The organism is Clostridium sp. SGI.024 (assembly GCF_050315195.1).
Taxonomy (GTDB): Bacteria; Bacillota; Clostridia; order Clostridiales; family Clostridiaceae; genus Clostridium.
Genome location: NZ_JBNPON010000006.1, coordinates 35,683 through 50,352, shown reverse-complemented (window position 1 = coordinate 50,352; position 14,670 = coordinate 35,683). Strand labels below are relative to the sequence as shown.

The following is a 14,670-nucleotide window of genomic DNA, read 5'->3' as shown; positions in this document are numbered from 1 at the left end:
ATCAATGATACTAGTAAACTCACTGAGAGCATAATAGCTAAAAATACGGTTATTACTCGCATTAGTTTTTGTCTTGTTTTCTTTTTCATAATCAACACTCCTGTCCTATTTTAGTTTATAGTAAAGATTATAAAATATCAATATAAGGTAGGCAAAATATCGCCTACCTTATACTTATCTCTCTAGTTCTCTTTATAACAATAATATTAAGATTACCTCTTTTTAATTTATCTTTAGTATTAACTAGTATTTTCCCTTTATGATTATTCTTTAAATTATTAAAATAAACTTTTTTATTAGCATATAATTTGCTAAGATCCTTAGAATTAATCTCTATAATTATATCTTCATCTTCATTAATTTCGCTTTTAATTTTATCACATATTAAGCTACCTTCTACTAGTTCTCTAAAAGCTGGATGAAATGGTCCATCAACAAGATCTCCACCCCATGTAATGTTATCTGTAGGTTGTAGTCCTATTCTAATTATATTTATTCTAGCCTTCATGTACAACTTATATAATTCTTTTGAAATATTTATTGCTTCCTCTAGAGAATACGGCCTATATTCTCCTCTATTATACATCACTTCCATAGGAGTATCTTTTATCACTAAAGCAGGATAAATTCTACATATATCTGGCTTCATATTTATTGATTTATTTACAGTTTCAATATCTTTTTCAAAAGTATCTCCAGGAAGCCCTGGCATAATTTGATGACCTAATGTAAATTTATATTCTTTAATTAATTTTGAAGCCTCTTCAACATCTTTTGAAGTATGTCCTCTTCCAGATAACTTTAATATTTCATCATCTAAAGATTGTACTCCAAGTTCTATAATATCTACACTGTATTCTTTTAGATAACTTAATATATATTTATTAATTGCATCCGGTCTAGTAGACATTCTTATCTTATCTATTAATCCCTTATCTTTATATTCCTTTGCTACTGATAATAATTCCTTTTGTTTATTTACATTAATAGCAGTAAAGGTTCCTCCAAAAAATGAGACTTCAACAGTTGAATTACTATGTTCAATAGTTTTTAAATAACTTTCAATTGTTTCTCTTACATCTTTAGCTGTAACTTCTTCTTCTACTTTCTTTGCAATTTTATCTTGATTACAAAATACACATTGATGTGGACACCCTATATGAGATATAAATATAGGAATTATATAATGTCTCTTATTCATATTATCCCTCCAAAGACTTTAATGCTTCCCTAGCTGCATTTTGCTCTGATTCTTTTTTGCTATACCCTTCACCTGTTCCAAGTTCTTTGTCATCAACTATAACAGAAGTGTAAAACTTTCTTCTATGAGGAGGTCCCTCATATTTTAAAAGTTCATAAACTATACTAACTTCTCCTGACTTTTGCATTTCCTCTTGAAGTTTAGTTTTATAATCTAAAATTATATCATTATTTATAGCTTTATCTATTATTTCTCTAAAATGACCTAATATATAGTCTTTAACAAATTCTAATCCCTTATCTAAATAAATTGCAGCAAGTAAAGCTTCAACAGAATCAGCTATAATTGAAACTCTTTCTCTTCCTCCAGTTAATTCCTCTCCCTTGCTCATTCTTATAAAATAACCTAAATTTAATTTTTTTCCTATTTCATAAAGTGAATTTTCGCAAACAATTAAACTTCTTATTTTAGTTAACTCACCTTCACTTTTATTTTTATAGTTTAAAAATAAATATTCCGTAATACATAACTGAAGAATTGAATCGCCTAAGAATTCAAATCTTTCATTGTACTCCTCATCTTTATGTTGATTTGCATATGAGCTATGAGTTAGTGCAGTTTTTAGAACTCTTGGTTCATTGAAGCTAACTCCTATATGCTCTTCAACTTCACTAATATTAAACTTTGCCATCTTTTACAACTCCTCAAAGTTTATTCTTCAATTTGCTTTTTATAGCTTTTTAAAACAAATTCAAGAATAAACTAATTTAATTATAAATTTTAAATATAAAATCCCGCACTTTTGCGGGATTAAATTACTCTTCTACGTGATTTTTTAAATACTTAACAACATCTCCAACTGTTTTAAAGCCTTCTGCTTCTTCATCTGGAATTTCAGTATCTAATTCATCTTCTAAAGCCATCATAAGTTCAACTAAATCTAATGAATCTGCGTTTAAATCATCTAGGAAAGAAGATTCCATTGTAATTTCATCTTCATTAATGCTTAATTTTTCTGCTATAATTTCTCTAACTCTTTCGAACATTAAAATCACCTCCTACATACATCATTTAGATAATATTATATATTATTTATCTAGTCAATATACATATTGGCATTTATTATATATTATTTTGTATCTCTTTCTTAATTTTTTCAAGCACACCATTATCATGGAAAGTTTTTGTTTGTCTTATAGCATTTTTAAATGCCTTTCCATCTGAACTTCCATGAGCTTTAATACAAATACCGTCAACACCTAAAAATGGAGCTCCACCTACTTCTTTATAATCAAATTTTATCTTTAAACTTTTAAAGACAGGCTTTAATAATACTGCTCCTAGCTTACTAATTAATCCACTTGATAAAATTTCTTCCTTTATCATTCCTAATAATGTAGATGCAACGCCTTCATACATCTTCAATAATGTATTCCCAACAAATCCATCACAAACTAAAACGTTTATATCTCCCTTTGAAGTATCTCGTGGTTCCACATTACCTACAAAATTTAAATCTTGTTCTTCTTTTAGAAGTTTATGAGCAGCTTTAGTTAATTCATTTCCTTTTTCCTCTTCTGCTCCAATATTAACAAGTCCTACTGTAGGATTTTTAGAACCTAATACTCCTTGATAATATATTTTTCCCATTTTTGCAAATTGAACTAAATAGTTTGGCTTACAATCAACATTTGCACCAGCATCAACTATCATAAAACTTCCATTCTTCCCTGGCATTATAGGAGCAAGGGCTGGTCTTTCAATACCTTTAATTCTACCTACAACTAGTGTACAACCTGCTAAAAAGGCCCCTGTACTACCACCCGATATTACAGCATCACATTCCTTGTCCTTAACAAGTTTTAACGCTTTATATAAACTAGAATCTTTTTTCTTCTTTAAAGCCATTACAGGATGTTCATTTGGTGAAATTACCTCTCTAGCATCTACTATATTAATTAAAGATTTATCATATGTATAATTCTTTAATTCCTCTTCTATTTGTTCTTTGGGTCCTGTTATATAGTATTCTATTCCTTGGTATTCATTAATAGATTTAATTACTCCTTCAACTACAGCCTTTGGTGCATGATCTCCACCCATTCCATCTATAGCTATTTTCATAAACCTTCACCCCTTTTCCTTATATATAAAGAAAAGAAAGTCATTAGACTTTCTTTATTCTTCTACAGAAGCAACTACTTCTTTACCTTTATAGAATCCACAGTTCTTGCAAACTCTGTGAGCTAACTTCATTTCATGACATTGTGGACATTCAACTATTCCAGGTAAGCTCGCCTTAAAAGTTTGAGCTCTTCTTGAATTTCTCTTTGCTCTATATGTTTTTCTTGCAGGATTTCCCATTACTACACCTCCTTATTTCCAAATAACTCTTGTAACTTTGCCAGTCTTAAGTCTACATCATTTGTTTCACAATGACAAGAATCTTCATTAAGATTTTTACCACATTGGTAGCAAAGTCCCTTACAGCTATCTGTGCAAAGTCTCTTAATAGGTAAGGTTGAAATAATAATATTTTCAACTGTTTTAGCAATATCAAAAATATCGCTATCTACAAAAATAATTTCTTCATCATCTTGAAGTTCCTTATTATTTGTAAACCTTTCTTCTATATCAATATCTATTGGATAGATAAAGGCATCTAGACACCTTGAACAATGCAGTTTCAATTTTGTTTTTATTGAAGCTCTTAGAGTTAAAACATCTCCAACAGAAGTAACATTTCCAACTACATTTAAACATTCTACAGCTTCTATTTTTTCTCCATCAAAATGAAATGGAGCTAAATCATATGTTATATTAACTTCTTTTTTTCTATTTTTTGATGAAATAAGATCTGAAAATTGTATAATCATATCTACTTGCTCTAGACCCTGTCCTCATATCCTTTTGGATACATTATGTACTTTATATACATAGCTTGAGCCAAGCTTTATTTCACTCCTTAGATAAATATTTGCCGAATAAACACAATTTATTATATAAAGTGCATGATTAAAAGTCAAGCAATTTTACATAAATAACTCAACTAATAATTATGCACTTAGTAAATTAATTATTTAATTAATTCAACTGTATCTCTTGCTATAACTAATTCTTCATTAGTTGGAATTACGAATGCTTTAACTTTGCATCCTTCTTTTGAAATTTCTCTTACTTTTCCTCTTACCTTATTTCTTTCTTTATCTACTTCAACTCCAAGGAATTCTAATCCTGTAAGTATAGATTCTCTAGTTTCAGGTCCATTTTCACCTACACCAGCTGTAAATACTATTACATCAACACCACCCATAATAGCAGCATAAGATCCAATAGTTGCTCTAACCTTATATTCAAATATAGCAAGAGCTAATTTTGCTCTATAAACATCTTCTTTAAATGCAGCATCTTCAATATCTCTAAAATCTGAACTAATTCCTGATATTCCAAGAACACCTGACTTTTTGTTTAATAAGTCATTTACTTCATCAGCTGATAATCCTTCTTCTTTCATTAAGAAAGTAACAATTGCAGGATCTATATTACCAGATCTTGTTCCCATAGCTACTCCTTCAAGTGGTGTGAAGCCCATTGAAGTATCTATAGAAACACCATTTTTAATTGCAGCTAAGCTTGCACCATTTCCTAAGTGACAAGTTACTATTTTTAAATCTTTTATATCTCTTCCCATAACTTCTGCTACTTTTTGAGAAACATATTTATGAGAAGTACCGTGGAATCCATATTTTCTTATTCCATGCTTAGTGTATAAATCATATGGAAGAGCATAAAGATATGCTTCTTCTGGCATTGTTCCATGGAAGGCAGTATCGAACACAGCTACCATTGGAGTGTTTGGCATAAGTTCTTCACAAGCTTCTATACCTATCATATTTGCAGGGTTGTGTAAAGGCGCTAATTTAAAGCACTCTTTAATATAATCTTTAACTTCTTTATTTATACGAACTGAAGATTTATACTTTTCTCCTCCATGAACAACTCTATGTCCAACAGCTGTAATTTCATCCATTGAAGAAATTACACCATTTTCCTTATCTACTAATGCATCTAAAACTAATTTTATTGCAACTTTATGATCTGGCATTTGTTGCTTAACTATATATTTGTCTCTTCCTTCTACCTTTTGAGTTAAAACAGAACCTTCAATTCCTATTCTCTCTACTAATCCTTGAGCTAAAGATTCCTCAGTAGACATATCAATTAATTGATACTTAAGCGATGAACTACCGCAATTGATTACTAATACTTTCATTTGTGTTATACTCCTTCTTGATGAATAATTATTTTTGAGCTTGAGCCTGAACTGCAGTTAATGCAACAACATTAACTATATCATCAGAACTACATCCTCTTGATAAATCGTTAATTGGTTTTGCAAAACCTTGACACATAGGTCCAATTGCTTCTGCATTTGCAAATCTTTGAACTAATTTATAGCCTATGTTTCCACTTTGTAAATCTGGGAAAATTAATACATTAGCTTTTCCAGCAACAGTACTATTAGGTGCCTTTTGAGCTGCTACTTTATCAACTATAGCTGCATCTAATTGTAATTCACCATCTATTTGTAGATCAGGTCTTAATTCTTTAGCAAGCTCAGTTGCTTTTCTTACTTTGTCTACCATTTCATGGTCTGCACTTCCCATTGTTGAGAAAGAAAGCATAGCTACTCTTGGTTCAACTTTGCAAAGTCTCTTTGCTGTATCAGCTGTAGCTATAGCTATAGCTGCTAATTGTTCATATGTTGGATTAGGGTTAACTGCACAGTCTGAGAATAATAGCATACCCTCTTCACCATATTTTGAACCTGGAACCATCATAATAAAGAAACTTGATACTACTGAAACGCCTGGTGCAGTTTTAATAATTTGAAGCCCTGGTCTTAACAAATCCCCAGTTGTATGTACAGCACCTGATACCATACCATCTGCATCATCTAGCTTAACCATCATAGTACCAAAATATAATGGATCTCTAACTATTTTTTCTGCTTTTTCTAAAGTCATTCCTTTATTTTTTCTTAATTCGTAAAATGAATTGATATAAGTTTCTAGTCTATCTGATTTATTCGGGTCTACTATTTCCACGCCGTCTAAATTAACATTTAATTTTTGTGCATTTTCTTGAATTTTGTTGCTGTCTCCTACTAAAACTATATGAGCTAATCCTAACTCTACTATTTTTTGAGCGGCAACTAAAGTTCTCTCTTCATCACCTTCTGGAAGAACTATCTTTCTCTTATCAGCTTTTGCTGATTCCCATAATTTTTTCATAAGTTCCATAATAAACTTCTCCTTTCAAAAAAAGTATAAACTTCTTTCCATAATCTAATATACTCCTAAATAACTATATTTTTCAACCTTAAATATTCAAAAGTTTTAATTCTTTTTATTCAAAGTTTTCTAAATATTTCTAAATATCCAGAAAGAATATCTAATTTTTAACAATGTTATACAAATAATTATATAAAAAACATTAATATGTTATAATGATTTTATAATTCCCATTAAGGAGTGTATTTATGAAAATAACTGGAATAATTACTGAATACAATCCCTTTCATAACGGGCACTTATATCATCTTAACACAGCAAAGAAGGTTACAAACTGCCGTGGCATAGTTTGTATTATGAGTGGAAACTTCGTACAAAGGGGCGAACCTGCAATAATAGATAAATGGAAAAGAACTGAAATGGCTTTATTAAACGGAGTTGATTTAGTTATTGAACTTCCTACTTTCTATGCAGTATCTTCTGCAGAATTTTTTGCAAAAGGAGCTGTTGACATTCTAAATAATATTGGAGTTGTTGACAATATATTTTTTGGAAGTGAATGTGGAGATATAAATTTACTCTATAAAATCGCTGAAGTTTTAACCAAAGAACCTAAAGAATTTAAGCTTAAAATTAAAGAAAATTTAAAATCTGGTGTTACATATGCTAAGGCTAGAGAAAAAACTCTAATAGATATTTTAGATAATGAAGATCTAAATGAGATTCTTTCAAATTCAAATAATATACTTGGAATTGAGTATATTAAAGCTATTATTAAAAGTAATAGTTCCATAACACCTCTAACTATGAAGAGAGAAGGTTCTAAATATAACGATAAAAAATTTCACACTGTATTTTCTTCAGCTACTAGCATAAGAGAAAATATTAAAAATAATTATAATTTAAATTTACTAGAATCTTATATGCCATCTCCTTCTTTAGATGTACTTATTAACTTATTAAAAAATAATTATCCTTTTATTTTTGAAGAAGATATGTATAAATTTATTAAGTATAGACTGTTAACAAATTGTATAAACTTTAACAATCTTTTTGAATCAAAAGAAGGGATAGATAATAAATTTATTAAAGAAATTTATCATAGTTCCTCCTATGAAAATTTTATTTTTAGAGTAAAAAGTAAAAGATATACTTACACAAAAATCTCAAGACTGTTATCTCAATTATTTTTTTCATTAGATAATTATAGTTTTGAAGAATTATCAAAAGAGGAAAATTTATACGCAAGAGTTCTTGGATTTAACGATACTGGAAGGCTTATTTTAAAGGAAATGAAAAAAAAATCTTCTATTCCTATTATTACAAAAGTTCCAAAGAATAATTCTAATAAGCTTTTACAGTTAGATATTCAAAGCACAAAAGCTTACTCTATTTTAAATAATAAGGTAAATCCATTAAGTGATTATTTACTTTCACCTATAATAAAATAATAATATTATAAAGCCATAAGCATATAAATACTATAGGAGGTATGTCTCATGATTAGTATATATATTTTATGGCTTTTAATTTTTATTCTTGTTATAATTCTTCTGAAACTTATTAATATAAAAAAAAATTTTCTAATATGTTTTTTTATAACTATTTTTATAATTATATTTGTAGTTAATTTAAAAACTAGTATTGAAGCAGCTATAAACGGAGTAAAGCTTGTTGTATCTGCAATATTGCCAACTATTTTCCCCTTTAGTGTAATATGCAATCTACTAATATGCTATGATGGAATAACACTTTATTCTAAAATACTAGGTCCACTTATTTGTAAGCCTTTAGGTCTTTCGAAAAGTTCTTCTTTTCCACTTGCTGCTAGTTTTATTTGTGGTTATCCTTTAGGTGCAAAATATTCTTCTGACATTTATAATTTAGGATATATACATAAAGATGAATATGAACGACTACTAAATATAGCCTCTAATGCTGGTCCAATTTTTATTTTAGGTTCAGTTTCCGTTGCTATGCTAAATAATATTAAATTTGGATATATACTTCTTATTGCAAATTATTTATCAATTATAATAATAGGGCTACTTACAAAAAGAAAAAATAAATCTACTTTCAATGAATTAAAAATTGATTCAACGCAAAAGAATTCTAATTTCGGAACAAATTTAAAGTTTTCTATAGAAGGAGCTGTTAATACTACATTAAATGTAGGTGCTTTTGTAATAATTTTTTCTGTAGTAATAAGCATAATAAAAAGCACCACTTCAATAAGTGCTGCTTTCACCTTTTTAGAAAATTTATTTAAATTACCTACTGGAATTATGTATAATATTTTTTTAGGTAGTATTGAATTTACTAATGGTTGCAAAATTATTTCTACTATAAATTTATCTATTACTTTAAAATTAAGTTTAATAAGTTTTATATTATGTTTTTCTAGTTTATCTGTTATAGCTCAAGTATCTTCTATTATAAGTATAGATAATCCAAATTTTAAGAAATATATTTCACTTAAATTTCTACAAGGAATAATAGGTTTTATAATAACATTTATTTCTAGTAATATTATATTAATTTCAATACCAACCTTTAGTATTGCACCAATCTACAACTATAAATTAGTTATATATAAATTATTTATTCCGTTAATATTACTATTAAGTATATCCCTTTTAGTTTCTATAACCCTTAGCTTTATTAAAAGAAAACTACATTCCTCTTAATTCAGATATGTTTTCTTTAATCCTTGAACCAGTTTTACTTAAATTTTCATCTATTTCTTTAGCAACCATTTCAAAGGATTTTTGCATATCTGCAATAAGTTTATTTTTCTTTTCTTCAATTTCTCTATCTAGTTGAGATAAAATTTCAGTTGAATACTCTCTAGAACCAAGTCTAATTGCCTTAGCATCTCTTTGTGCTAGGGCAATTATTTCATTTGCCCTTATTTTTGCTTCTTTAACTAAATCATGATTTTCTACATTTTGTTTCATCATTTCCATAATTTCACTTTTAGTAGATTCATATTGTTTTTGAGCATCTTCTAATATTCTATCCTTCTCATTCATAACCCATTGAGCTTTTCTAATTTGATCTGGTAAATAGTTTATTACTTGATCTATTACTTCTAAAAATTCCTTTTTATCTATTACACTTTTACCTGTTATAGGCACCTTTGGTGCAGTTTCTATCAACTCTTCTAAATACTCTAAAAGCTCAATAATATTAACTTCTATTTTATCCATATTTCTACTTCCTCCTAGAAAACTTAAACATTAAAATTTCTCCATAAGCTCTGAAATCAATTCATCAGGTACTAGTCCCTTAATATTCCCACCAAACTTAGCCACTTGCTTCACTGAAGATGAACTTACATAGGAGAATTCTGATGAAGTCATCATAAATACAGTTTCAATATCAGAATCAAGTTTTGAGTTCATAAGTGCCATTTGGAACTCATATTCAAAATCTGACATAGTTCTAAGACCTTTTAAAATAACTCTGGAATTATGCATTTTTGCAAAATCAACTAAAAGTCCATCAAAACTTAAAACTTCAACATTATCTATATTTTTAGTAACTCTTTTTATTAAATCTACTCTCTCTTCTATAGTAAACAAACAGTTTTTATCCATATTAACTAAAACTGCTACAATTACTTTATCATATATTTTAGCACCTCTACTTATAATATCTAAATGTCCGTTTGTTATCGGATCAAAGCTTCCCGGATAAATAGCAATATTCATTTCTCTCACCTTTTATTTACTCCTCATTATAATATATACACACTGTTGTATTCCCATATTTTTTACTTTTAAGTAATTTTATTTCTTTATATCCTTTATAAATTTCTTCTATAGAGTCTATCTTTGTTACTATTATACCGTCTTTTTTTAAAAGATTTTTTTCTTTTATAATTTCTATTGCTTTTGGAATCATTTCCTTGCAATATGGTGGATCTATAAAAATAATATCAAATACCTTTCCTTTATTGCTTAACATATTTAAAGCATCATATGAATCTAAATTAAGTGGAAAGCAAAATTCTTCAAACTTTAAATTCTCAATATTTTTCTTTAGAATTGGAAAAGTTGTATTACTTTTATCAATTAAATATACTTCTTTAGCACCTCTACTTGCTGCTTCAAGACCAAGGCTTCCAGTTCCTGCAAAAACGTCAACTACCACAGATTCTGGCACATAGTTTTGTATAATACTAAACATTGCTTCCTTAACCCTATCTAAAGTTGGCCTCGTTTCCATTGTATCTGGAGGTAGTAACTTACGTCCTCTTGCTTTTCCTGCTATTATTCTCATTTAAATTTCCTCCTTAGGTACTGTTAATACAATTTTAACATAATATTTATTTATATACAATTTTTTTAATTAAAACAAATATATCGACTATATCTTTCAAGAGATTTAGATATTTCATTACATAGTTTTACATTTTTCACATCTTTAGAATTAATTAATTGACTTGCTTCATATCTTGCACATTTTAAAATATCAATATCCTCATAAAAATCTGCCAATACTAATCCTATATCTCCACTTTGTCTTAGTCCAAACATTTCACCTGCTCCTCTTAATTTCAAGTCTTGTTCTGAAATATAAAATCCATCAGTAGAGCTTGTCATTATTTCCATTCTTTTTTTTGTTTTTTCATTTTTAGCTTTTCCTATTAAAATACAGAATGATTCATATTCACCTCTACCAACTCTTCCTCTTAATTGATGAAGCTGAGCCAATCCAAATCTCTCTGAATTTTCTATTATCATAACAGATGCATTAGGAACATTTACGCCAACTTCTATTACTGTAGTGGAAATTATAACTTTAACTTCACCTTCTTTAAACCTTCCTATTATTTCATCTTTTTCTTTTGGTTTCATTTTTCCATGTAATATCTCAACACTAACATTTTTAAACACATTTTCTTTTAATTCATCGTATAATTTTTCTACAGAATTTAATTCCATCTTCTCATTTTCTTCAATCAAAGGACAAACTATATATACTTGCCTTCCTTTATTTATTTCTTCTAAAGCTAGTGAATAAGCTGACATTCTTTCATTTTCAGAATAAAATCTTGTATCTATTTTTTTTCTTCCAGGTGGAAGCTTATCTATTATTGATACATCTAAATCTGAATACATATATAATGCTAATGTTCTAGGAATTGGAGTTGCTGTCATTACTAACACATCTGGTCTTTTAGCTTTATTTATTAATTTATTTCTTTGCTCAACACCAAATCTATGCTGCTCATCAGTTATTACTAATCCTAAATTCTTAAATTCTACATCCTCTTGAATTAAGGCGTGTGTTCCAATAACAAGCATAGGCTTACCTTCTGCTATCTTTTCTTTTATTCTTTTTTTCTCCTTTAAACTAGTGCTTCCTGTTAAAATCTCTACGTCTAAATTAAAATTCTTATAAATTTTTAATGCCTCTAAATAATGTTGATTTGCCAAGATTTCCGTAGGTGCCATTAAGGCTCCTTGATATCCATTTTTTAATACATTAAAGAGTGCTATTAATGCTACTATAGTCTTTCCACTTCCTACATCTCCTTGTATTAACCTATTCATAGAATATTGACTTTTTTGATCTCTTAAAATATCTCTTACCACACTAGTTTGAGCATCCGTTAGGCTAAAAGGTAATGATTCCTTTAAATCCTTTAGTTCCTCATGCCAATAAAAAGAAATTCCATCATTACTTCTTAATTTATTTTTAAGTAATAATAGCTTCATTGAATAAGTAAAAAGCTCTTGAAATTTAAGTCTTGAAACAGCATTGCTTAATTCCATTTTACCTTTAGGAAAATGTATATTTCTAATTGCAGTATCTAAGTCTATCATTTTATATCTATCAATAATATCTTTTGGTAAATTATCAGAAATGATAACTTTATCTAACACTTGATTAATTATTTTTGTAATGACTTTATCATTTAAATCACCTTTTAAAGGATACTTAGGTATTATCTCACTTTTCTTAGCATCATTACACCCTATTATAGGATTAATTACCTCTAACGTTTTCCCATTTCTTTTGAATTTCCCTAATAAATCATAAGTAGTATTAAACCTAAAATTATTTTTTATATATCTTTGATTAAACCATTTTCCTACAACAACATGCCCTTTATAATCGAATTTAATTGTTGATATAATTTTACCATTTTTAGTTTTTATATCTCTATCATAGCCTATTACTCTACAGCTTAATATTTGTTTTTCTTCACCATCTATTTCATCAAATTCTACATCACCTTTGATAAATTCATAATCTCTTGGAAAGTATAAAAGCAAATCATATATTGTAAAAATTCCACATTTATTTAACTTTTCAGTAAGTTTAGGACCTACACCTTTCAAAGTTGAGACTTCCATTGATATATTCATTTACTCACCTCGAACTTTTATTCATTAAGTATTTATTTCTTATTTAAACATAAGAAAAAGAATATTATAAAATTAAAGAAAAAACTCCTTTCGGAGTTTTCATATAAATTTATTTGGAGCTGTTAAAATCAGCTCCTTTTAGTATTATTCTACTGACATTAAGAAATAGTATAGTGGTTGTGCACCTCTATAGCATTGGACATCTAAATCTTCATATTTCTCTTCTATCTTATTTACAAATTCATTTGCTTCTTCTTCTGAAACATCTGAACCATATAATATAGTAATAAGCTCACTTTCATCATCTACCATTTCAGAAAGTACTTCCTCTGCTACATCAACATAAGATGATCCAACTTTCTTGATTTTTCCTTCAATTAATCCAAGCATGTTGCCTTCTTTAATTTGTATCCCATCCATTTCAGTATCTCTTACTGCATATGTTACAGATCCTGTTTTAACCATATCAATAGTTTCTTTTAAAGCTTCCTCATTTTCATCGACTTCTACTTCAGAATTAAACATTGTAACACAAGTAATTCCTTGAGGTATTGAAGTTGTAGGTATTACTCTAACATCTTTATCAGATATTTCAGCTGCTTGCTTTGCAGACATTATTATATTTTTATTATTTGGTAATACAAATATATGGTCTGCATTTAATTTAGCAATACATTCCATTATATCTTGAGTAGAAGGGTTCATAGTTTGACCACCTTCAATAACATAATCTACTCCAAGATCTTTAAATATGTTTGTGATTCCCTCTCCCATTGCTACTGCAACAAAAGCATACTTTTTCTTTTCAACTTCTACAGCTTCTTCTTTATGTTCATCTTTAAGTTTATATTCTTCTTTTGATAAAAGAACTTCTCTATGTTCTTCTCTCATATTATCTATTTTAATTTTAGATAATTCTCCTAATTGTACTGCTTTTGCTAATACAGCACCAGGATCATTAGTGTGAATATGAACTTTAATAACATCTTCATATCCAACTACAACCTGTGAGTCTCCCATAGGTGTTATATCATCTCTAAATTTATCTGCTTTACTAGCATCTGCTAAAATAATGAACTCTGTACAGTAACCAAATTTAATATCTATGTCCTCAGTTCCTTGAGCCCCTTGCATTTTAGCTTCTGATGGTTTTATATCTTTAATCTCAGCTTTAATATCATCTCTTAATGCTTCAAGCATTCCTTTTAATATAATATATAATCCCATTCCACCTGAATCTACTACTTTTGCTTTCTTAAGTGCTGGTAAAAGTTCTGGTGTCTTATCAAGCATTATCTTAGCTTCTTTTACAACAACATCCATTAATTCAACTATATCCTTAACATCTGTGTCTATTGCAGCTTCAGATGCAGCTCTTATTACTGATAATATAGTTCCTTCTGTCGGTCTCATAACAGCCTTATAAGCAGCTTTGCTACCTTCTTGTAAAGCTATAGCAAGTTCAACTGAATCTACTGATGTTTTTCCTTCTAATCCCTTTGAAATTCCTCTAAGTATTTGTGAAAGAATAACACCTGAGTTACCTCTTGCTCCCATTAAAGCTCCCTTAGCAAGTTTTTTTGAAGCTTCTCCAATAGATTCTGTATTTAATCCTTCTATTTCTTTAACAGCTGCTTTAAAAGTTGCAGACATATTAGTCCCTGTATCGCCATCTGGTACTGGGAATACGTTCAACGAGTTAACATACTCACTTTCTTCTAACAATATATTGCTAGCATTAACAACCATGTTATAAAAATCATGGCCATTTATTGTCTGATATTTCATCTTTTTA

At 28.6% G+C, this 14,670-nt stretch carries 15 protein-coding genes; 2 read left to right on the top strand and 13 right to left on the bottom strand.

All coding sequences use genetic code 11. The features are described 5' to 3' along the window. Positions 1-163: 163 nt before the first annotated feature. The 8 genes from ACQRD5_RS03450 to pta all read right to left on the bottom strand — a co-directional run bounded on the left by ACQRD5_RS03450 (position 164) and on the right by pta (position 6,504). Positions 164-1,201 carry an elongator complex protein 3 gene (locus ACQRD5_RS03450; RefSeq protein WP_291625187.1) on the bottom strand — a complete coding sequence of 346 codons (1,038 nt, stop codon included), beginning with the start codon at positions 1,199-1,201 and terminating at the stop codon, positions 164-166. Position 1,202: 1 nt separating this feature from the next. After that, complete coding sequence (gene rnc, locus ACQRD5_RS03445) at positions 1,203-1,892, bottom strand: ribonuclease III (protein ID WP_291625188.1); 690 nt, start codon at positions 1,890-1,892, stop codon at positions 1,203-1,205. A gap of 124 nt (positions 1,893-2,016) precedes the next feature. Further along, positions 2,017-2,247, bottom strand: a complete 231-nt coding sequence (acpP, locus tag ACQRD5_RS03440; protein WP_291625189.1) for an acyl carrier protein — start codon at positions 2,245-2,247, stop codon at positions 2,017-2,019. A 76-nt stretch (positions 2,248-2,323) separates the two neighbouring features. Beyond that, positions 2,324-3,325 carry a phosphate acyltransferase PlsX gene (gene plsX / locus ACQRD5_RS03435; RefSeq protein ID WP_291625190.1) on the bottom strand — a complete coding sequence of 334 codons (1,002 nt, stop codon included), beginning with the start codon at positions 3,323-3,325 and terminating at the stop codon, positions 2,324-2,326. 54 nt (positions 3,326-3,379) lie between these two features. Continuing rightward, a complete protein-coding gene (rpmF, locus tag ACQRD5_RS03430; RefSeq protein WP_008678357.1) occupies positions 3,380-3,565 on the bottom strand; it encodes a 50S ribosomal protein L32 in 186 nt (61 codons plus the stop codon). A gap of 2 nt (positions 3,566-3,567) precedes the next feature. Continuing rightward, positions 3,568-4,077, bottom strand: a complete 510-nt coding sequence (locus ACQRD5_RS03425; protein WP_291625197.1) for a YceD family protein — start codon at positions 4,075-4,077, stop codon at positions 3,568-3,570. Positions 4,078-4,277: 200 nt separating this feature from the next. Next, positions 4,278-5,474 (bottom strand): acetate kinase, encoded by a 1,197-nt coding sequence (locus tag ACQRD5_RS03420; RefSeq protein ID WP_291625199.1) that lies wholly within the window; start codon positions 5,472-5,474, stop codon positions 4,278-4,280. Between the two features lie 28 nt (positions 5,475-5,502). Continuing rightward, positions 5,503-6,504 (bottom strand): phosphate acetyltransferase, encoded by a 1,002-nt coding sequence (gene pta, locus ACQRD5_RS03415; RefSeq protein ID WP_291625201.1) that lies wholly within the window; start codon positions 6,502-6,504, stop codon positions 5,503-5,505. A gap of 239 nt (positions 6,505-6,743) precedes the next feature. Here pta and ACQRD5_RS03410 point away from each other — a divergent pair, with 239 nt between their 5' ends. Both ACQRD5_RS03410 and ylbJ read left to right on the top strand, forming a co-directional pair. After that, positions 6,744-7,946 carry a nucleotidyltransferase gene (locus tag ACQRD5_RS03410; protein ID WP_291625203.1) on the top strand — a complete coding sequence of 401 codons (1,203 nt, stop codon included), beginning with the start codon at positions 6,744-6,746 and terminating at the stop codon, positions 7,944-7,946. Positions 7,947-7,994: 48 nt separating this feature from the next. Further along, on the top strand, positions 7,995-9,182 hold the full coding sequence (gene ylbJ / locus ACQRD5_RS03405; RefSeq protein ID WP_291625205.1) for a sporulation integral membrane protein YlbJ: 1,188 nt from the start codon (positions 7,995-7,997) through the stop codon (positions 9,180-9,182). Here the strand turns inward: ylbJ and ACQRD5_RS03400 are convergent. The 5 genes from ACQRD5_RS03400 to ACQRD5_RS03380 all read right to left on the bottom strand — a co-directional run bounded on the left by ACQRD5_RS03400 (position 9,168) and on the right by ACQRD5_RS03380 (position 14,663). Then, complete coding sequence (locus ACQRD5_RS03400) at positions 9,168-9,704, bottom strand: ATPase (protein WP_291625207.1); 537 nt, start codon at positions 9,702-9,704, stop codon at positions 9,168-9,170. The two genes, ylbJ and ACQRD5_RS03400, sit on opposite strands and share 15 nt — an antisense overlap. A gap of 30 nt (positions 9,705-9,734) precedes the next feature. Further along, a complete protein-coding gene (coaD, locus tag ACQRD5_RS03395; protein ID WP_291625280.1) occupies positions 9,735-10,208 on the bottom strand; it encodes a pantetheine-phosphate adenylyltransferase in 474 nt (157 codons plus the stop codon). Between the two features lie 16 nt (positions 10,209-10,224). Then, positions 10,225-10,779, bottom strand: coding sequence for a 16S rRNA (guanine(966)-N(2))-methyltransferase RsmD (rsmD, locus tag ACQRD5_RS03390; protein ID WP_291625209.1), 555 nt, complete (start codon positions 10,777-10,779; stop codon positions 10,225-10,227). A 65-nt stretch (positions 10,780-10,844) separates the two neighbouring features. Beyond that, a complete protein-coding gene (gene recG, locus ACQRD5_RS03385; RefSeq protein WP_294169349.1) occupies positions 10,845-12,875 on the bottom strand; it encodes an ATP-dependent DNA helicase RecG in 2,031 nt (676 codons plus the stop codon). Positions 12,876-13,019: 144 nt separating this feature from the next. Next, positions 13,020-14,663 carry a DAK2 domain-containing protein gene (locus ACQRD5_RS03380; protein WP_294362684.1) on the bottom strand — a complete coding sequence of 548 codons (1,644 nt, stop codon included), beginning with the start codon at positions 14,661-14,663 and terminating at the stop codon, positions 13,020-13,022. Between the last annotated feature and the right edge of the window lie 7 nt (positions 14,664-14,670).